Annotated in this window: 11 protein-coding genes, 1 tRNA gene and 1 pseudogene; 7 read left to right on the forward strand and 6 right to left on the reverse strand. The window is 55.0% G+C overall.

Annotated elements, in window-relative coordinates:
- Window positions 1–79: 79 nt before the first annotated feature.
- The 3 genes from CD932_RS25455 to CD932_RS25465 all read left to right on the forward strand — a co-directional run bounded on the left by CD932_RS25455 (window position 80) and on the right by CD932_RS25465 (window position 4,534).
- Window positions 80–1,069: a nucleoside hydrolase gene (locus tag CD932_RS25455; RefSeq protein ID WP_094445663.1), complete on the forward strand. Its 990-nt coding sequence runs from the start codon at window positions 80–82 to the stop codon at window positions 1,067–1,069.
- Window positions 1,070–1,204: 135 nt separating this feature from the next.
- Window positions 1,205–2,494: an MFS transporter gene (locus CD932_RS25460; RefSeq protein ID WP_094445664.1), complete on the forward strand. Its 1,290-nt coding sequence runs from the start codon at window positions 1,205–1,207 to the stop codon at window positions 2,492–2,494.
- A 459-nt stretch (window positions 2,495–2,953) separates the two neighbouring features.
- Window positions 2,954–4,534 (forward strand): isocitrate lyase, encoded by a 1,581-nt coding sequence (locus CD932_RS25465; protein ID WP_094445665.1) that lies wholly within the window; start codon window positions 2,954–2,956, stop codon window positions 4,532–4,534.
- A gap of 103 nt (window positions 4,535–4,637) precedes the next feature.
- On the opposite strand, the gene CD932_RS25470 is transcribed toward CD932_RS25465, so the two are convergent.
- From CD932_RS25470 to CD932_RS25480, 3 genes are all read right to left on the reverse strand, one after another.
- A complete protein-coding gene (locus CD932_RS25470; protein WP_094445666.1) occupies window positions 4,638–5,432 on the reverse strand; it encodes a DUF4198 domain-containing protein in 795 nt (264 codons plus the stop codon).
- A complete protein-coding gene (locus CD932_RS25475) occupies window positions 5,432–6,028 on the reverse strand; it encodes an EF-hand domain-containing protein (protein WP_094445667.1) in 597 nt (198 codons plus the stop codon). The genes CD932_RS25470 and CD932_RS25475 overlap by 1 nt, the downstream gene beginning before the upstream one ends.
- A gap of 85 nt (window positions 6,029–6,113) precedes the next feature.
- Window positions 6,114–8,405, reverse strand: coding sequence for a TonB-dependent hemoglobin/transferrin/lactoferrin family receptor (locus CD932_RS25480; protein WP_254926764.1), 2,292 nt, complete (start codon window positions 8,403–8,405; stop codon window positions 6,114–6,116).
- 466 nt (window positions 8,406–8,871) lie between these two features.
- On the opposite strand from CD932_RS25480, the pseudogene CD932_RS25485 reads away from it, so the two are divergent.
- A pseudogene (locus CD932_RS25485) lies at window positions 8,872–9,846 on the forward strand (IS481 family transposase).
- Window positions 9,847–10,369: 523 nt separating this feature from the next.
- Complete coding sequence (locus CD932_RS28525) at window positions 10,370–15,274, forward strand: hypothetical protein (protein WP_141213381.1); 4,905 nt, start codon at window positions 10,370–10,372, stop codon at window positions 15,272–15,274.
- Between the two features lie 279 nt (window positions 15,275–15,553).
- On the opposite strand, the gene CD932_RS25495 is transcribed toward CD932_RS28525, so the two are convergent.
- The 3 genes from CD932_RS25495 to acs form a co-directional block, all read right to left on the reverse strand.
- Window positions 15,554–15,964: a group II intron maturase-specific domain-containing protein gene (locus CD932_RS25495; protein WP_094445670.1), complete on the reverse strand. Its 411-nt coding sequence runs from the start codon at window positions 15,962–15,964 to the stop codon at window positions 15,554–15,556.
- Between the two features lie 342 nt (window positions 15,965–16,306).
- Window positions 16,307–16,397, reverse strand: a tRNA-Ser gene (locus tag CD932_RS25500).
- A 357-nt stretch (window positions 16,398–16,754) separates the two neighbouring features.
- A complete protein-coding gene (gene acs / locus CD932_RS25510) occupies window positions 16,755–18,755 on the reverse strand; it encodes an acetate--CoA ligase (RefSeq protein WP_094445672.1) in 2,001 nt (666 codons plus the stop codon).
- A gap of 291 nt (window positions 18,756–19,046) precedes the next feature.
- Here acs and CD932_RS25515 point away from each other — a divergent pair, with 291 nt between their 5' ends.
- Both CD932_RS25515 and CD932_RS25520 read left to right on the forward strand, forming a co-directional pair.
- The gene (locus CD932_RS25515) at window positions 19,047–19,661 is read left to right on the forward strand and encodes a YqhA family protein (protein WP_094445673.1); all 615 of its coding nucleotides are present in this window, start codon (window positions 19,047–19,049) and stop codon (window positions 19,659–19,661) included.
- Window positions 19,662–19,703: 42 nt separating this feature from the next.
- Window positions 19,704–21,245 (forward strand): fumarate hydratase, encoded by a 1,542-nt coding sequence (locus CD932_RS25520; protein ID WP_094445674.1) that lies wholly within the window; start codon window positions 19,704–19,706, stop codon window positions 21,243–21,245.
- Window positions 21,246–21,249 lie beyond the last annotated feature (4 nt).

Consider the following 21,249-nt stretch of genomic DNA (forward strand, 5'->3'; position numbering starts at 1 on the left):
AACTGATCACGCGCCCGTAACGGTGGCGCCAGGCACACTGCTAAAATCGCCGCTGTTTGTCCACTCTTCCAGGTTTGCCATGTCTTGTTATTCCCTGTTGCTGCGCCGCGCGGCCCTGTTGCCGATTTTTCTCACCAGCATGCTGTTGCCAGGCGCCGCCAGCGCCGCGCCAGCCGCGTCCAGCGCTCCCCATAAGGTCATCGTCGATATGGATATCGGCGACGATATCGACGACGCCTTTGCGCTGGCCCTGTTGCTGCAAAGTCCAGAGATCGAGATTCTCGGCATCACCACCGCCTGGGGCGACACGGCCTTGCGCACGCGCCTGCTGGAACGGTTTCTGCGCGACACCGGCCATGCGGGTATTGCCGTTGCGCAGGGCGCCGCCACCGCCAACCCCACGCCATTTACCCAGGCGCGCTACGCGCAGCGCGGCAATGCGCCAGCGAAGGCACCGCAAGACGCGGCCGATTTTATCCTGCGCGAAGTGGCGCGCCAGCCGGGCCAGGTCACCTTGCTGGCGCTGGGGCCGCTGACGAATATCGGCGCGGCCATCGCCCGCGACAAGGCGGCGTTTGGCAAGGTCAAACAGGTGGTGATGATGGGCGGCTCGGTGCGGGCCGGCTACCGCAAATCGCAGTATGTGCCGGTGCGCCCGGCGGACAAGGAATACAACATCGTCTCCGATATTGCCGGCGCGCAGGCGCTGTTTGCTTCAGGCGTGACTATAGTCATGATGCCGCTGGACTCGACCCAGATCCGCCTCGACGAAGTCGAACGCAATGCGATCTTCGGCCACGGCTCGCCGCTGACCGACGCCGTCACCCTGCTCTACCATCAATGGATAGACAGCTACCAGCCATGGTCGAGCAATATGCCGTCGCTGTTCGACGTGGTGCCCGTCACCTGGCTGATCGACCCGGCAAGCTGCCCCACCGCGCCGCTGCGCATTGCCGTCACTGACGACGGCTATACGCGCGAGACGCCCGGCCAGCCCAACGCCCGGGTGTGCCTGGCGTCGAACCAGCCGCGCTTCTTTGAGATCGTCATGCAGCGCTTGCTGCAATAGCCTGGCGGCGTCATGCCGATCAGTTCTGCCAGGCGAACGCGCCACTCGCCATCGGGGCGATGGCGTTTACTCAATGGTGGGAAATGCGTATGCTATGGATGGCAGTTCCTCCCATAAAACACATCAAAGAGACACATGGCCTCCCCTGAAATTGCTTTCGCACGCCCGCTGAGCCAACAAGACTACAAAACCCTGTCGCTGGCCGCCCTCGGCGGGGCGCTGGAATTCTACGACTTCATCATCTTTGTCTTCTTCGCCAACGCGATCGGCCAGCTGTTCTTCCCGCCGGAAATGCCGGACTGGCTGCGCCTGCTGCAAACCTTCGGCATCTTTGCCGCCGGTTACGTGGTGCGTCCGCTGGGCGGCATCATCATGGCCCACTTTGGCGACTTGCTGGGTCGCAAGCGCATGTTCACCCTGTCGATCCTTTTGATGGCCGTGCCGACCCTGCTGATCGGCCTGCTGCCGACCTACGCCGCGATCGGCCTGGCCGCGCCGATGCTGCTGCTGTTGATGCGCATCCTGCAAGGCGCGGCTGTCGGCGGCGAAGTGCCGGGCGCCTGGGTGTTTGTGTCGGAACACGTGCCGAGCCGCTACACGGGCCTGGCCTGCGGTATTCTGACGGCCGGCCTGACGGTCGGCATCCTGCTCGGCTCGCTCGTCGCCACGGGCCTGAACACCGTCTATACACCGGCCGAAGTGCTGGACGGCGCCTGGCGCTATCCCTTCCTGTTGGGCGGCGTGTTCGGCTTTGGCGCCATGTATCTGCGCCGCTGGCTGCATGAAACGCCGGTATTCGCGGAAATGCAGCAGCGCAAAGCGCTGGCCACCGAAATGCCGTTGAAATCGGTGCTGCGCAGCCACCGCGGCGCCGTGGCGGTGTCCATCCTGCTGACCTGGATGCTGTCGGCCGGCATCGTCGTCATCATTTTGATGACGCCGGCCCTGCTGCAAAAAATCCACCATATCGACGCGCGCACCACCCTGATCGCCAATACTTGCGCCACCCTGTGCCTGGCCTTCGGCTGCGTGATCGCCGGCTGGCTGGCCGACCGCCTGGGCGCCAAGCCGGTGATCCTGGTCGGCGCGCCGCTGCTGGCCATTGCCACCTGGGTGTTCTACACCACCGTCGGCAGCCGCCCCGACCTGTTGCTGCCGCTGTATGCGGTGACCGGGCTGTGCGTCGGCGTGGTGGGCGCCGTGCCTTGCGTGCTGGTGCAGGCTTTCCCGGCCCAGGTGCGCTTCTCGGGATTGTCGTTTTCATACAACATTTCGTATGCGATTTTTGGCGGCCTGACCCCGGTCGTCGTCACCCTGATGCTCAAAAACAATGTGCTGGGCCCGGCCTATTATGTGATCGGCGTGTGCGTGGTCGGCATGCTGACGGCCCTGTTCGTCAGAAACGGGCACCACACGGCGCATTGATGTCGCTCGGCGGGGCTGGCAAACAGCCCTGCCTGCCGGCGCCTCTCCCCCCAACTCCCATCACCTGCTGAGCGCCATTGCTGCAGCGCGCTGGCGCCCTGCTGTATCACGCAAAGAACGCCGGGCCCGAGCGGGGCAGCAAATGAGCAGGCAATTGCCCGCATTGTTGCGGCATAATCGTTGCACCGCACCAAAATCCGAAACCCCATTTCACATTGCGAAATACCGGTGGTGCGGCGCCTGCCTGTATTGTCTCGCTTTTTGAAAATTCATTTCGCATCATGGAACGCAACAATCAAGTCATTGAAAAACAAGGATAAAATTTAAGTTATATGTCTTATATAAGACTTGATGAACTTCATAAAAATAGCCTACTATTTAGTCATGCAGTTTGCTTCAACAAGACGCGGCGGCACACTCGACGATTTTCTTACTTCGCTTTTTTTTCAGGAGATTCACATGTCCCAATACCAAGACGACATCAAGGCAGTTGCAGGTTTGAAAGAGCAACAAGGCAGCGCCTGGAACGCCATCAATCCCGAGTCCGCCGCCCGCATGCGCGCCCAGAACAAGTTCAAGACGGGCCTGGACATCGCCAAATACACGGCGAAAATCATGCGCGCCGACATGGCCGCCTACGACGCCGACTCGTCCAAATACACCCAGTCGCTGGGCTGCTGGCACGGTTTCATCGGTCAACAGAAGATGATCTCGATCAAGAAGCATTTCAACAGCACCGACCGCCGCTACCTGTACCTGTCGGGTTGGATGGTGGCCGCCTTGCGCTCGGAATTCGGCCCGCTGCCAGACCAGTCGATGCATGAAAAAACCGCCGTCACCGACTTGATCCGTGAACTCTATACCTTCCTGCGCCAGGCCGATGCGCGCGAACTGGGTGGCCTGTTCCGCCAGTTGGATGCCGCCGAAGGCGATGCCAAGGCCGCCATCCAGGCCAAGATCGACGGCCATATCACCCACGTAGTGCCCATCATCGCCGACATTGACGCTGGTTTCGGCAATGCCGAAGCGACCTACCTGCTGGCGAAACAGTTCATCGAAGCGGGCGCCTGCTGCATCCAGATCGAAAACCAGGTGTCCGATGAAAAACAATGCGGCCACCAGGACGGCAAAGTGACGGTGCCGCACGAAGACTTCCTGGCCAAGATCCGCGCCATCCGCTACGCCTTCCTGGAACTGGGCGTGGACGACGGCATCATCGTCGCCCGCACCGATTCGCTGGGCGCCGGCCTGACCAAGCAGATCGCCGTGACCACCACCCCGGGCGACCTGGGCGACCAATACAACGCCTTCCTCGACTGCGAAGAAGTGTCGGCCGATGCGCTGGGCAATGGCGACGTGATCATCAAGCGCGAAGGCAAGCTGCTGCGCCCGAAACGCCTGCCAAGCAACCTGTTCCAGTTCCGCGCCGGCACCGGCGAAGAGCGTTGCGTCCTGGACTGCATCACCTCGCTGCAAAACGGCGCCGACCTGTTGTGGATCGAAACCGAAAAACCGCATATCTCGCAAATCGGCGGCATGGTCAGCGAAATTCGCAAGGTCATCCCGAACGCCAAGCTGGTCTACAACAACAGCCCATCGTTCAACTGGACCCTGAACTTCCGTCAGCAAGTGTATGACGCGATGAAAGCCGCTGGCCAGGACGTGTCCGCCTACGAGCGCGGCCAGCTGATGAGCGTGGAATACGACGAGACGGAACTGGCCGCCATCGCCGACGAGAAAATCCGCACCTTCCAGGCCGACGCGGCCCGCGAAGCGGGCATCTTCCACCACCTGATCACCCTGCCGACCTACCACACGGCGGCGCTGTCGACCGACAATCTTGCCAAGGACTACTTCGGCGACCAGGGCATGCTGGGCTACGTGGCCGGCGTGCAGCGCAAGGAGATCCGCCAGGGCATCGCCTGCGTCAAGCACCAGAACATGTCGGGTTCGGACATCGGCGACGATCACAAGGATTACTTCAGCGGCGAAGCGGCGCTGAAGGCGGCGGGCAAAGATAACACGATGAATCAGTTCTGATTGTTTGAGGCTGGTTTATGAATGGAAAAGCCCGCTTCGGCGGGCTTTTCCATTCAGTTGAGGAAAGTCATAGGGCGTTGCTCGCAACGCCGCCTGCATCGCGTCATTGATCCAGTACGCGAAACGTCAAGGTGTAATTGTGGCCGTACATCGGCGCGGCTGCGCCGGCCGGCGCCGGCGCCTGATAGCGCACCAGGGCCAGATACAGTCCGGACTTCGTCAAGGGCAACGAGACTTTCCCGTCGGCATCGGTGGACAGATGTTGCACCGTGCTCTGGCTGGCCAGATCCATCGCCGAACGATACACGCTGACCTTCTGATTCGGCAAGGGCTTGCCGTCATATTGAACGGCGAAGTCGAATTTTTCATTGACGAACAGATCGCTCGGATGCGTGATGGCGACGATTTCCAGTCCCTTGCCAACGGGCGTGAGCGCCTTCGTCGATGGCTTGCCGGCAGTGACATAGGCCTCGGCAATAGACAGCGACTGATAGTGGCTCAGCAACTTGGCGTCTGCCGGAACGACTTGCTTCGGATCACGTGCGGACTCGGTCTTGCCGTTGCGCTCCCAGGTGCGAAACACGGCGCCCAGCCGGGGGCCGGTGCTGAGGCGATACGTCCCTTTCTCGTCGGGCAGCGTTTGTTCGGCCACCGTACGTTGCTTGAACTGACGGATGTCGCCGAACGCCATGCGCGCGCCTTCCGGCGTCACCAGCGAAAAGGCCGTCTCGCCAAACGCCACGGCGGGGATAAAGAATTTCTCGGTGAACCCCGCATCGACCCCGATCGTCTCCTTCGGCTGCACATCGAAGCTGCTCGGCAACAGGTAGGGTGTATGGGCGTGTGCCGTCAGCACGACAAGGGACGAGGCGGCAACGAGCGCGCGTAGCAGCCGCATCACTTCTTCTCCCCATCGGCTTGATCGATCTTGCCGTCACTATTGGTATCGGTGCGCTTGAAAGTTTTCTCGGCAATCGCGTTTTCCTCTGCCAGCGTCAGCTTGCCGTCATGGTCGGTATCGAGAATCTTGAAGCGCACATGGGCCTGCTTGATCGACCCGGCGTAACTGTCGTCCTGGGCACGGCCGGCGTACTGCTGCTGCAGGCGTGCTGCGAATTCGGCCACATATTCATCTTCGCTGAGCACGCCATCGTGATTGGTATCGGCTGCCGTGAAGCGCTGCGCGCGTACCGCATCGTACTCTTGCCGTGTCACCGTGCCGTCGCGGTTGGCGTCGAAACCGCCGATGAATGCCGACAGGCCATGGCCGCCGGCGGGCGCCGCTGGTCCTTGCGCTGCTGTTGGCTTCTGTGTTGCTGACTGCTGCGTTGCTGACTGCTGCGTTGCTGACTGCTGCGTTGCTGACTGCTGCGTTGCTGACTGCTGTGCCGCTGGCAGTGGCGCCGATGTACAGGCGGCCATCATGGCCGCCACCATGGCCGCCATGGCGAGACGGCTGGCGCGCGCGCCGCGTTGGGTTTTCTGATATTGCATGCTTACCTCTGTAAATAAGATGTGGATAGCGTCAAGCTGCACCCTGCCGGCCTGGCCTGGCCCTGCATCAGGCCGGCAAGGCACCCTAGAACGCCAGGTTCAATGACACCGCTGCAGTGCGACCCGGCTCGGTCAGCAGTTCGATGTCGCGCCGGTCACGGGCGACCGACGGTTGCAGGCTGCGTGCGCTGGAATAATCCCAGTAACGTTTATCGCCGAGGTTGTAAATGCCGGCATCGAGGCGCACGTTCTTGTTGATCTGCCAGTAACTGACCAGATCGAACAAGGCATGACCTGGCACACGGAACAGTGCCGTCGTGGCATCGGCCAGCGCCGGCCCCGCGTTATTGTAGGCATCGCGGTTGGTCGCCACAGCCTGCTTGCTGCCGACGAAGGTGCCGGTCAGATTCAGTCCCCACGCTTTCATCGGCGCATCGTAGCCGGCACCGATGATGGCCTTGCGCGGCAACACGGACTCGAGTGGAACGTCCTTGTCGCCAGCGTAGCTGGATTTGGCGGTGCCGCGGCTCAGGCCCATGGCCCAGGTCGTGTAGATGCCTTTGGCATGCGGACTCCATTGCCCGTGGTCCAGCCGTGCGCTCAGTTCGAAGCCGTAAATCCTGGCGTCGTCGCGGTTCTCGGCCTGATAAATGGTGCCGATATGCGCCGGCACCCTGGCAAACATGGCCGGGAACATCGCGCGGCCGTAGCGGGTGTAGGCGATGAAATCGTGGTATTTGGTGTAGAACAGCGATGTATTCAGGCTCACGCCCGGCGTTGGCTTGCCCTTCAGGCCGATCTCAAAAGCATCGCTGGTTTCCTGTTTCAGGTGTTGATTGCCGATCAGTGCGTACTGATTGTTGGCGACATAGTTGCTGGCCAGGTTCCATGAGCCGAAAATCTCGCCGGCCGATGGCGCACGTCCGCTGCGCTTGTACTGCGCATACGCGGCCATGGCCGGCGTCAGGTCGTAGCTCAGGCCCAGGCTGGGGCTCCAGATGGTGGTGCTCGGGGTGCCGTACATCTTTTCCACGTCGGCCGGCGTCAGGACGCCCGAGACAAAGTTGTCCAGGTCACGCGTCCTGATTTTGACGTAGTCGCCGCGCAGTGCCGGGATCAGCACCAGGCGATGGCCGCCAAGGTCGAATCCGATATGATCCTGCAAAAACAGCCCGGCCCGCGTGGTCGTCGTGTCCGGTTGCGGCTTCATGTAGCCGGGCACGTTCCATGGCCGCTCCACATCCTGCGTCGACGCGTTCAAGCCATAGCTCAGATAGTGCCGGCCCAGCCGCTTGTTGACCACGCTCGACAGCCCCCAGGTGCGCGTCTTGTTTTCGGAAACATTGCGCACACTGGCGTTGGTCGACAGCGTCTTCGTGTCGGTGGTGTCTTTCGTCCCGGTGCTCTGGAAATACAGACGCGTATCGGCCTGGTCGGCCCAGGCGTTGTTCGGTGTCCACTGGTGCATCAACTGCAGCGTATTGCGGCTGGTATCGCTATGTTGCTGCGAATCTTCGGTGATCAACGTGCTGGTGGTGTCCCAGCCAAAGAAAGACGTGTCGTTCTTGCGCCGATACAAATCCAGGGACAGCTCAAGCCGGTTGGCCGCATCGAGGCGCAGTGCGCCCTTGAGCAGCAAGGCATCGGAATTGAAGTCGTTGGCCATGCTGTCGACGATATCGCTGTTGTTGCGCGTGGCATGCCCATCGCGCCGCGAATAGCTGACCAGTCCGTCCAGCTTGCCGCTTTTGCCGGCGGCGGTCACGCTCTCGTTGCGGGCGCGGTCGGCCGAATCGTAGCCCACTTTGCCGCCGAAATACGACACCTTGTCGCCGCGCAGATAGTCGTCCGCCGACTTGGTCTTGAAGCTGACGGCGCCGCCGATGCCACCGGCCGAGCGCGTGGCCGAGGTGGTGCCGGAGAGGATATTGACCGACGTAAACATCTCGGGATCGATGAAGTCGCGACCGACACCAAACGAATTGACGCCGGCCCGGCTCACGTAAGGACGGGTCGTGGCATCGGGCATTTCAATGCCGTCCACATCCATGCCGACCCGATTGCCTTCGATGCCGCGAATGTTATAGCCGGTCGTGCCGGAACGGTCAAAGCTGCTGCGGTTGCGGGTCGTGCCCGCGGCAGTGCCCGGCGCGGACACCAAAGGCTGGTTGCGCACCACCTCCTTCATATTGTTGGCGCGATCGAGTTCGTCGCCACTGACCGTCGTCGCCGTGCCTGGCTCGGCCAACGCCTGCTCGGTCACCTCGACCGGCGCCATTGTCTGCATGAATGGCGGCTGGCTGCTGCTGTTTTCCTGGGCCAATGCCGGTGCCAGGAACATGGTGGAGATGGCGCAGGCCAGGGAGGTGCGAACCAACAGGGGGGTGCAGCGATGGCGTGCAGCCAGGCGCCGCTGCGGGAGCGAATCCCGTAAAGCGTATCCGGTCATAAAGTCTCTTCGAGCTTGTTTTTGGCTGGATACCTCCTTTGTTGGTGTTGCGGGGATTTCTGGCTGGCAAGTAAGTGTACTTTAAATGGGAATGATTTTCATTAACTTTTTTGGGGGGAGGTCTGTGGCACGACATTCGGTGACTTGCGACAGCGGCTTGTCAACTTTTCCGAATTCGTACGTGCCGGGGGCAGGTCTGCCATTCGGACAGCGCGGTAGGCTGGTGACGCGGGCGCTGTTGCGGTTGATGGATGAGGAGGTTAAAAACGATTTCGGCACGAGAAACTAAGTGTCTAGAGATGGGTGATCATATTCCAACTCGCAGCCTGCCATTTTTCAGAGCCAGGTTGCTTTTGAGTACACTGTTGAATCCTGTCACCCAACCACCAGCGCCATGAGTCAAGCCCTTCACAGCCAAGCCCGCACCACCCATCTGATCCGTGACGAAATCCGCAATTCGACGCTCTCTCAACGGGAACTGGCTGAGCGCTACAACGTCAGTCGTCTGACGATCCGCAAGTGGCAAAACCGCGACAGCGCCGAGGATCTTTCGCACCGGCCGCACACCATGCACACCACGCTCACGCCTGCGCAGGAACTGATCGTCGTGGAGCTGCGCACCACGGCTGCGACTACCCACCGACGACCTGCTGGCGGTGGCCCGCGAGTTCGTCAATCCGGCGCTTTCGCGCGCCGCCTTGGCATCTCCAGCCTGCTTGAACTGGCCGCCCGGGAAAGCGACAAGCCGGTCACCAAAAAGTCGTTCAAGGACTACGAGCCTGGCTTTTTACATATGGATATCAAGTACTTGCCGCAAATGCCCGACGAAACTGAGCGCAGTTACCTGTTCGTCGCGATTGACCGTGCCACGCGCTGGGTCTTCATGGAGATATATGCCGACCAGTCCGACAGCAGCAGCATTGACTTCCTGATCAAGCTCAACAAAGCCTGTCCGATCGCCATCGTCAAGCTGCTCACCGACAATGGCAGCCAGTTCACCGACCGCTTTACCAGCAAGAAAAAGGACCCGGAAACCGGCGACCGGATTCCCAGCGGCAAGCACGCGTTTGACGTGCTATGCCAGCAGCTGGCGATCGAACATCGCCTGATCCCGCCACGTCATCCGCAGACCAACGGCATGGTTGAACGCTTCAACAGCCGCATCAGCGAGGTCGTCAATCAGCCACGATTCGCGTCCAGGGCCCAGCTCGAATCAACACTGCGCAATTATCTGAAAATCTATAACCACAACATCCCACAGCGTGCTCTCAACAACGAAACGCCGATTCAGCCAATGAAGAAATGGCAGGCAAAAAAGCCAGAATCATTCGCAAAACCTGTTTATAACCAAGCGGGTCTTGACACCTAGGTCGCATGCACTGTGACAATGCGTGACTTTTCCACATAGGAAATTTGCTACAGTGGAGTGCCGCATCCCAAGAAAAACATGTTGACTTCTCTAAAAAAAATAATAGGCTTTACTACATTAGTTGAAGGGAAAGCAAACCCAATTAAAGAGAAGAGTGTCTTATTATTTTAGTGCCAGAAAGAAGTGATCGATGTGGCAATCCTGGATATTATTTGATGGTAGTATATAGTTACCATGATCGATTAAGAAAAATTTTGGAATTACTCAAAATTTTCAGCAACATTCTTCAAAGACACCTCCGTTCCGAAGCTTTATTATAGGCTCGCCATTCAGATTACACCCAACTACGCAAAACTGGTTCCGTTTTCGCTGTAATCAAAAATTTACCAGATGATATTTAAAACTCGGAAAAACCTCATACTTTAAATTATATAATTTATGCCGAGTTTATTTTTATTTTATATATACATTTTCAATTAAATAATTTACTTTATTTTAAAAACTAAATATTAAATATTAAATAATGAACTTAACATTAGATGAACTAGGCAATCCAATTTATCCATTTCAACATTCAAATGGATTTCCCATATTTCCGGAAGTCAATTTAATCGACAGACAAGGTTTTGTTGAAACAATTGAAAGAATGCTTTCTGAAGTACAATTGGTTTTCCTAGAGGGTGAAGAAGGATTTGGAACAACAACCACAGCAGCGCAATTTTGCCTATCTTATCCGGAACGGAGCTTTTGCCTATTCATCAAGCCTTCCAGCCGTACAACTTACAGTCCGGATTATATAAGATTGACGTTAGCAGAACAAATAACTTGGTTTCTTGACGGTAAAGAGATGGCGGAAGACGCCACGGGACCGAATGAGTTTAGAAAAATAATCATTCGCCTTGGCCGCAAGATAACTCGAAAAAATCCAGTATATTTCGTTATCGATGGTTTACAGAAAATTCAAAATGCTGAACCTATAATTGAAGAAATTTTTCGAGATATCCTTCCATTTTGGCAAGACAACATCAAGTTTTTGATTTGCGGAAAACAAAATACATTTGAAAAATATTTTTCTGATATATCTTGCAAGTACATACAGCAGCTCACCCTCTCATCGCCAGAAGTGGAAAAATTCATGCTCCCCTTCGTTCTTGATGGAAGTGATGTCAGGACATTGCATTCACTAACACAAGGGATTCCAGGAAGACTAGCTGCTGTCCGTCGCCTGATGTTAGGGAAAAAAACTTTAAACGAAATTTTAAATTCCAGTCCGGAAAAATTTCCCACCTTCATAAAGCTAGAGTTCGCACAGGTCGAGTATCTTTCAGAAATAGAAAAGAAGATTTTAGCAACCATAACTTTTTCGGGTAGGGAATTAAGCCGCGACAATCTTCTCGAAATGACAAACGCCAGCGAGAAAAACATAGATGAAGTATTGTCTTCATGTCAATTCATCAATGAAACCGGGAGCGAAAGAAGGATAGACTTTGTTTCTGAAGCGTTGCGTCGTTTTTCCTGCACAATGCTAGAAAAAACTAAAAATGAAGTTATCGCAACGAATATTGAATATCTTCTAAAAAGTCCCGAAAGTCGGGAATCAATCAACTACCTCCCTATATATTTTCAACAGCTTAATCAAGCGGCAGAGATAATTCGATTTTTAACACCAGAACACTTCTCCCACCTTTTACAGCAGACCTCTTCCATAGGCGCAGTGAGAGCTAGGTCTCAGATCGGAATGAAATCCGCAGTTGCATTGGAGCAACCAACAGATGTTCTAGGATTTTCTCTCTTACAAAGCATATTCTTGAGTATCGCTAAGTCTGAAGGAAGCATTGCCCAAATTCGGGCTTTAGTCGCTCTCGGCGAACATCAAACTGCACTCGCAATCGCGTACAATTGTGTTACGAATGAAGAGCGGCTTAAATTTCTAGCAGCTTATGCTAAAAAATGCAAAGAACTTACAAATACATTAAACGATGAAGTAATTTCTGCCATAAAGTCGACAGCGAAAGAAGTTGATTTCTCTCAGCTTGGCGATACTGCTATAGATATCGCTTCCGAAATAGTGTATGTCGACCAGGATATCGCACTGTCCATCATTGACGATGTTCTGAAAGGCGCATCTGTTTCTGAACGCGACGCGGCAATGGTTAGACTAAGCTTAGCAACGCCTGTAAAAAAAGGAACTCACTCAAATAATAGAAGTCACGCTCAGATAAGTGACACTAAGCTACAAGAATTCGTTTCTTCGATATTAGCTGTAGTGTCAGACTGGACTCATAAAGATATTATTGACGTATGTGGAAAGCTCGACCAGAGTAGGCAGCTCTTATTTCTTGCATACTGGATTACAGAGCATAAGCATAGTGAAAATGCAATAGATGTTATCGAACACGGGCTAAACTTAATGATTAGCAACTCTGCTCACAATCCACGAATGCGTGAATTTCGGGATTTGGCACTTGCGCTTCCATTTTGCTCCGACTTGATAAGAGTTGAAGCCTTGGTTAAAAGATTTGATGGTCAGCGAGGCCTCATTAGTGATGTAGCGATTTCAACTGAACTGGTTGGTCTTCAAATGATTCTAGCGCATGCTGAGACCCGATATAACGATAAAGCCGCTGCGTTAAGGATATTAGATTGTTACGTACAACTTAGTGATACTAGTGATGCTGATACGAAGCTGCAAGGTTTTTCCTCAATGCTAAGAGCTCTCAGTGAAATGGATGCTGATGACATCCTCGAAAAAGAAAACGGATTTAAAAAAACCGTACAGATGGAATTCTCAACACTTTTCGAGGAAGTTCTAAATAACTCAGCTGATCATTTCTTAATAATGAAAAATGTTATTTCAGAATTTTCACATATTAGCTTATCACATGCAGTAAATATTGCAAAATCATTAAACATCGAAGGTCGCAGAGACCAAGCATTTTCCAGAATATGTATCTCATTGCAAGAGGGTGAAATTTCGTCGAAAATGGTCAGTGAGGTCTGCGAAACGCTTCCTAAAATATCTGACGTTAATGAACGAAATATTATATTTTCAGATTTCCTTCATAATATTTCCGTGAGAAAGGCGAAGTTAGAAAAATCATCTTTGGAGAAAATAGAGGTACTTCTTGCAGATGTTAGAGACAGTTATATTCGTCCAAAAATAATTATCTCCACTTATAAACTAAGGATACTTTCTGGGTTAGGCGAGGAAGAAAAACTAATCGATTTGTTTTCGAGTTCAATTAATAATGTAATCACTAGCTATTGTCAGTCTGACTTCTATTTTGATATGGCTGAAGCTTCCTCAAGTGTAGATAACGCAGCGGCAAAAAAATATTATCTTTTAGGCACCGAAATAGCGGCATCTTCGTTACCTACACAGGCTTATACTCAGATCCTTGCTTGGTGCCTTACTTTCGCTGCAAGAGCAATTGGTGGCGCAGTGGGTGGAGGAGGATTCAAAGAGGAAATGGTTCGTCGATACCTGCAACTAGTTGAAGTAGCGCCGTCCTTACCCACAAAGGTATCGGCAATTTCCGACCTAGCTTCGAGAATGTGGATCGCGGGGCGACAGGACTTAGCAAAGTCTTTAATGGGTCAACACATTATTCCATTACTTGAGTCAACACTTATAAAATACCCTCCGAATGGAATGACACTGGTAAGTATATGCGCACCAGTTCTTTATTGCACTCATCCTCAAATCGCAATTGCTAAGATTCATCTTTTAAGCCGTCAGGAACGAGAGCCCGTGTTGGCTATCGCATTCGATTTGCTTCTCACCAAGACTCCAAGAACCGATCCCTGCATTACAGATATAAAAGAACAATTTTTTATTACTTATGATGAAGTTCTTGGCGCCGCAGCATTGATGGAACTTATGGAAGAAGATTGGAATATATATTCTTCCGTTCATCAACTAGTTAGCTCCATTGTTCATAAAAAAAATGCTGTAAACTTTACCGCTCAACAAAAAATTGATATTGCGGAAAAATTAAAAATTATTTTTGAAAAGGGCCTGCCCGACAAATTTAATATTCAGCACGATGGTTACCTAATATTATGCGAAGCGCAGGACCTGCGACTCCGATCTTCAGTTTCAATTCCAGCTTGGGAAAAATGTATAACAGAAGCATATCAAGTTTCAAACGTGGCTGACCGTGGATTCATCCTCTGTGAAATTTCTGCCCTACTCCCTCCCAAGATGGCTGCCCGGAAAAATGAAGTCCGTTTGGAAGCGCTGGCACTTTTTAGTCAAGTTCCTTCAGTGATCGATCGCATTAATCGGCTAATCGCACTATCTACCGGCACGTCGAAAGATGCAATTTCGATAGCAAAGCAATCGCTGAAATCAGCGATGTCAATGACGCTTTATATGCAGGACGAACAAGTTGCTCGCGACTCTAGGCGTAAGATAATCGACATTGCGGATAAAATTAAACCAGAGTTTGCGGATGAGTTAGCTGATTTAATTGATCAGGATACAGCTAGGAAATCTGCTCGGGCGGAAGTGAAGCAGCGAATTGAAATGCTGGCAGTAAAGAAAAAAATATCTGACGTAAAATCAAATCAGATGATAAGCAATTCAGAAATAAAACATTTATCCGAAGCATCCTGGAAAAACCTTCATAGCCTTTTAGGCGACAGGTTAGAAATTAAAAATCCAACGCTAATGATTGATTATTTGGACCAGTCATCTCGCTTTACGCTACACGATGCAGTACCGATTATATCGTGGTTTATCGAGAATAATTCAAAGAAATATTCTACTGGAAAAGACTCAAACGGAATTATTCGGACCTTAGCAGAGAAGCTATTAACCATAGCAGAATTTTCGGCTAACTCTATGATATCGATGGCTGAAAAGAATAGCAACTTTACTAAAATTTCGATAGGCGACTTTCCCTCAGAAACCCTCTTGGGACTAAATAACCGTACTGATTCTTTAAATTACATTGAAAACTGGTTGACTGAATGTGATGAAGAGATTATTTTGTGTGATCCATACTTCGGATGTAAAGAAAATGATTTAGAATTTTTTAGGCTAATACTTCGAGCGTGCCCAAATTGTGAGGTAGCAATCCTAACAAGCAAAGAAATTTTTCAGAAACAGGGAATATCTTCCGGGGATGTCTTTGTAGAGAAGTGGAGGCAAGTATGCGAACTTGATCTTCCGATAGGTCGAGTGATAAGTATCGGAAAGTTGATTAATTCGGCGTCCCTTATTCACGATCGATGGCTAATTAGCGGAAATAGAGGTCTTAAGCTTGGTACGTCTTTCAATGGAATAGGGACAGGTAAGCTGTCTGCCATTTCCATTCTCTCCGATGGAGAGTTGCTTCAAACAAAGAACCAAATTTTGCGGTTCGTAAACGGGGATCGATTTATTGACGGTGAGCGCATAAGCTCTTCAAGCTTCACGATTTAGATGCTCGCTGTCGGTGTAACCCGTCTCCACGTCAGGCTGTTCTCAAATGCCACTGCGTCGGGGTCAGGTCTGCCATTCGGACACGGACTCATGCATTAGTCGCCGTAGAAGCATGCTCAGCCACAAACCTAATCAGAACCACGAACGCGCGCCGCAGGCGCGCGAGGCTGCCGCGTAGCGGCAGCAGTGTGCCGATCGGCATAGGGGGTAGCCAAAGGCTACTCCCCTGCCACACCACCCGGCATGCGGGTCCGCACCGGGCGGTTCGAGAAGTTGAGGTCAAAGCAAGCGTGGCACGCCCAGCTTGTCGAAGTACGCGATGGTCAAGACGTATTTCAAGTGCCTGTTACTGTTGCGCCACCAGCCTAGACGCTTCGCGGCAACCCGTCGAGCAATGGGCGCAGGGGCACCAAGTTTCAGCAACGCCTGATAGATACGATGACTGTGCTTCCATTGTTTGAGCTGTATTGCCCGCAACCGGTGCCTTAGCCATTCATCGAGTCGTCGCCAGATACCCGGCGTCTGCGCCAATCGAAAGTATCCTCGCCATCCATTCACGTACGAGCGCAACCGTGCTACTACCTCTTGCATACCGCGTCCCCCGACGCGGCTGGTGAGTTCACGGATGCGTCGTTTGTATGCCGCTAATCGAGCGCCGGGGTCAGGTCTGCCATTCGGACACGGACTCATGCATAGGCCGCCGTAGAAGCATGCTCAGTCGAAACCTAATCAGAACCACGAACGCGCGCCGCAGGCGCGGGGCGCCGGGGTCAGGTCCGCCATTCGGACACGGACTCATGCATTGGTCGCCGTAGAAGCATGCTCAGTCGAAACCTAATCAGAACCACGAACGCGCGCCGCAGGCGCGCGAGGCTGCCGCGTAGCGGCAGCAGATGGGCGATTCGAATAGCCTCGCGCCCTTCAGGGCGCTCCGTCTTCGAATCCCCCGCGCAGGGCGCGCAGGCGCCCTGCTTCTCTCCACCGGCAGACGAAAAAAAAGCTACCCTAGGGTAGCTTTCTTTTTTTCGTCTTTGGCGGAGAGAGGGGGATTCGAACCCCCGATAGAGTATTACCCTATACACGCTTTCCAGGCGTGCGCCTTCAGCCGCTCAGCCATCTCTCCTGCGTTCAATGCTGGCGGACTACTTGCATTGACACTATTTCGCTTGTCGCGAAGCCGTAGATTATAGCAAAGAATCTATGTACTGCCAAAGATATTTACCGTGGAGTAAAAGTCTCTTTATAACCCAAGACCCCGAAGCCGTTCTAGCGTCCTTGCTCCACAAGCACATCAGCAAACATTTTAAACCCCCAAACCCCGGCACAGGCACTTCGGGCCAAGCGGGCCTGAAAAACGTCGAGGGCAAGGCGCAGCGACGACGACAGTACGAATAGTACGGCTAGGAGCTGCAACGCCGCCATCGGCGTTTTCTCAGGCTCGCGTCTACGGCCCGCCATTTTTAGGCTTTTACGCCTTGCTTTACGACGTCTCTTTCAGCTGATCCAGGATGGCCGGATTTTCCAGCGTGGAAACGTCCTGCGTGATCGTCTCGCCCTTGGCCAGCACGCGCAGCAGGCGGCGCATGATTTTGCCGGAGCGGGTTTTCGGCAGGTTGTCGCCGAAGCGGATCTCTTTCGGTTTTGCGATCGGGCCGATTTCCTTGCCGACCCAGTTGCGCAGCTCCAAGGCCAGTTTCTTCGCTTCCTCGCCGGTCGGGCGCGCTTGCTTGAGCACCACGAAGGCGCAGATCGATTCGCCTGTCGTGTCGTCCGGGCGGCCCACTACCGCCGCTTCCGCGACCAGCGGGTTGGCGACCAGGGCCGATTCGATTTCCATCGTGCCCATGCGGTGGCCGGAAACGTTCAGCACGTCATCGATGCGGCCCGTGATCGTGAAGTAGCCGGTGTCCTTGTTGCGGATCGCGCCGTCGCCGGCCAGGTACATCTTGCCGCCCAGCTCTTCCGGGAAGTAGCTCGACTTGAAGCGCTCGGGGTTGTTCCAGATCGTACGGATCATCGATGGCCATGGGCGTTTCACCACCAGAATGCCGCCCTGCCCGTTCGGCACGTCATGGCCCGCTTCGTCGACAATGGCAGCCATAATGCCTGGCAGTGGCAAGGTGCACGAACCCGGCACCATTGGGGTGGCGCCTGGCAGCGGCGTGATCATGTGGCCGCCGGTTTCGGTTTGCCAGAAGGTGTCGACGATCGGGCATTTTTCGCCGCCGATGTGTTTGTAGTACCACATCCACGCTTCGGGGTTGATCGGCTCGCCCACCGTGCCCAGCAGGCGCAGGCTGGACAGGTCGTAGTGCTGCGGATGGACTTTCGGGTCCACGTCGGCCGCCTTGATCAGCGAACGGATGGCCGTCGGCGCCGTGTAGAAGATGCTGACGTTGTGCTTTTTGATGGTTTCCCAGAAGCGGCCCGCGTTCGGGTAGGTCGGGATGCCTTCGAACACCACTTGCGTGGCGCCGACGGCCATCGGGCCATAGGCGATGTAGCTGTGGCCCGTCACCCAGCCGATGTCGGCCGTGCACCAGAATACGTCGTCGGGCTTGATGTCGAAGCTCCACTTCATCGTCAGCGCGGCCCACAGCAGGTAGCCGCCGCTCGAGTGCTGCACGCCTTTCGGGGTGCCGGTCGAGCCGGAGGTGTACAGAATGAACAGCGGATGCTCGGCATCGACCCATTCCGGCTCACACTGCGCGCTCTGGCCTTCGACCAGCTCGTGCAGCCAGGTGTCGCGGCCCTCGACCATGTTCAGGGCGCTGCCGGTGCGCTGATAGACGATCACGTTTTTCACGCACTCGCAGCCGCCCAGCGCCAGCGCTTCGTCGACGATGGATTTCAAGGGCAGCTTCTTGCCGCCGCGCAGTTGTTCGTCGCCGGTGATTACCGCCACGGCGCCGGCGTCGATAATGCGTTCCTGCAAGGATTTGGCCGAGAAACCGCCGAACACCACCGAGTGGGTGGCGCCGATGCGCGCGCACGCCTGCATGGCGGCCACGCCTTCGAGCGACATCGACATATAAATAATGACGCGGTCGCCCTTGGCGATGCCCTTGGCTTTCAGGCCGTTGGCGAACTTGCAGACTTTTTCGTGCAGTTCTTTATAGGTTGCCTTGGTGACGGTGCCGTCGTCGGCTTCGAAGATGATGGCGGTCTTGTCGCCCAGGCCGTTTTCAATGTTGCGGTCCAGGCAGTTGTACGACACGTTCAGCTGGCCGTCTTCGAACCATGTGTAGAACGGCGCGTTGTCTTCGTTGAGGGTGCGGGTAAAGGGCTTTTTCCAGCTCAGGTTTTCGCGCGCCAGCCTGGCCCAGAAGCCTTCGTAGTCGCGCTCGGCCTCAAGCACCATGGCGTGATAGGCGTCCATGCCGGAAATGGTGGCCTGCGCGGCAAATTGCGGCGAAGGATCAAAAATGCGGGACTCTTCCGGTCCCTGCTGCTGCGTTCCTTGGTTTTCTGTAGCGGCCATGCTGATCTCCAATGTAGTAATTGTTTGCAGATACCATATTCCCGGCGTCTTACGGACGCCTTACAGCCGGGTTTTTTTCACGCTCCGACACTTACCATACTCGCCCCCATTGACGAGCGTCAAGCGCGCCACGCCACGCCCTTCCCCGCAAATGCCGGTCTGTCAATTTATCTTGGGCCGGCTTGTGTTTCATCAAGACCAAGAACTCGACATGGGGGCATGCGCAGTGACTGGCAGCAAGTGTAAAATGTCGGGCATGCTGAAAAAAGCATTAATCCCGGGACTCTCCTCATGATCGACCACTCAAACAAGCCCTCCCATACCAAGCTGCACCCCTTGTCTGCTTTTATCTTCATGTCGCGCTGGCTGCAATTGCCGCTGTACCTGGGCCTGATCCTTGCCCAATGCGTGTATGTATTTCATTTCTGGGTAGAATTGTCCGACCTGATCGGCGCCGTGTTCGGCAACGATGCGGCCTTGCAGCATATCCTTACTGCCGTCGCCGTGCCGGGCAACCCGCTGCCGACCAAGCTCAATGAGGCGACCATCATGCTGGTGGTGCTGGGCCTGATCGACGTGGTGATGATCTCGAACCTGCTGATCATGGTCATCATTGGCGGCTATGAAACGTTTGTATCGCGCATGCACCTGGACGACCATCCGGACCAGCCGGAATGGCTGTCGCACGTGAACGCGTCGGTGCTGAAAACCAAGCTGGCCATGGCCATCATCGGCATCTCGTCGATCCATTTGCTCAAGACCTTTATCAACGCCAGCTCCTACAAGATGGACGTGATCATCGCGCAAACCGTGATCCATATGGTCTTCATCCTGTCGGCCATGGCAATCGCCTACACGGACCGCATCATGACCGTGACGCAGAACCAGGCCCGCCCACCGCATTAAGCAAGCACCAGTTTTATCCTTCTTATCTATCGCGAGAACACCATGACTGTCATAAAGCAAGAAGACCTGATCGAATCCGTCGCCGCAGCGTTGCAGTACATTAGCTACTACCACCCTGCCGATTACATCGAACACCTGGCGCGCGCCTACGAGGCCGAGCAAAGCCCGGCCGCGAAAGATGCGATCGCGCAAATTTTGACCAATTCGCGCATGTGCGCGGAAGGCAAGCGTCCGATCTGCCAGGACACGGGGATCGTCAACGTCTTCCTGAAAATCGGCATGGGCGTGCGCTTCGAAGGCTTTACGGGCACGGTTACCGACGCCGTCAACGAAGGCGTGCGCCGTGCCTACAACTTCGACGACAACAAGCTGCGCGCCTCCATCGTGGCCGACCCGCATTTCGACCGCAAGAACACCAAAGACAACACGCCAGCCGTGGTGCACATGGAACTGGTCGAAGGCAATACCGTCGACGTGAAAGTGGCGGCCAAGGGCGGCGGCTCGGAAAACAAGTCGAAGATGATCATGATGAACCCGTCCGATTCGCTGGTGGACTGGGTCATGAAGACGGTGCCGACCATGGGCGCCGGCTGGTGCCCGCCCGGCATGCTGGGCATCGGCATTGGCGGCACGGCCGAAAAAGCCATGCTGATGGCGAAAGAGGTGTTGATGGAAGACATCGACATGTTCGAGCTGAAACAACGCGGCCCGCAGAACAAGCTGGAAGAACTGCGCATCGAACTGTGCGACAAGATCAACTCGCTGGGCATCGGCGCGCAGGGCCTGGGCGGTTTGACCACCGTGCTGGACGTCAAAATCATGATGTACCCGACGCACGCCGCCTCGAAACCGGTCGCCATGATCCCGAACTGCGCCGCCACCCGCCACGGCCACTTCGTGCTGGACGGCTCGGGCCCGGCCTACATGACGCCGCCACCGCTGTCGACCTGGCCTGACGTGAGCTGGGCGCCGGACACGGAAAAATCGAAGCGCGTCGACCTCAACACATTGACCAAAGAAGAAGTCGCTTCGTGGACGCCGGGCCAGACCCTGCTGCTGAACGGCAAGATGCTGACCGGCCGCGACGCCGCGCACAAGCGCATCCAGGACATGCTGGCCAAGGGCGAAGCGTTGCCGGTGGACTTCAAGAACCGCGTCATCTACTACGTTGGCCCGGTCGATCCGGTGCGCGACGAAGTGGTCGGCCCGGCCGGCCCGACGACGGCCACGCGCATGGACAAGTTCACCGACATGATGCTGGAAAAAACCGGCCTGATCGCGATGATCGGCAAGGCCGAACGGGGACCGGTCGCCATCGAAGCTATCCAGAAACACCAGTCGGCCTACCTGATGGCCGTCGGCGGTTCGGCCTACCTGGTGTCGAAAGCCATCAAGGGCGCGAAAGTGCTGGGCTTTGCCGACATGGGCATGGAAGCCATCTACGAGTTCGACGTGGTCGACATGCCGGTAACGGTGGCGGTGGACGCGAAAGGCACCTCGGTGCACAACACGGGGCCGAAGGAATGGCAGGCCAAGATCGAGCAACTCAATAGCGTCAGCAAGATTCCTGTGACGGTTGCTTAAACAG

Source organism: Janthinobacterium sp. PC23-8 (assembly GCF_002250505.1).
Classification (GTDB): domain Bacteria; phylum Pseudomonadota; class Gammaproteobacteria; order Burkholderiales; family Burkholderiaceae_D; genus Janthinobacterium.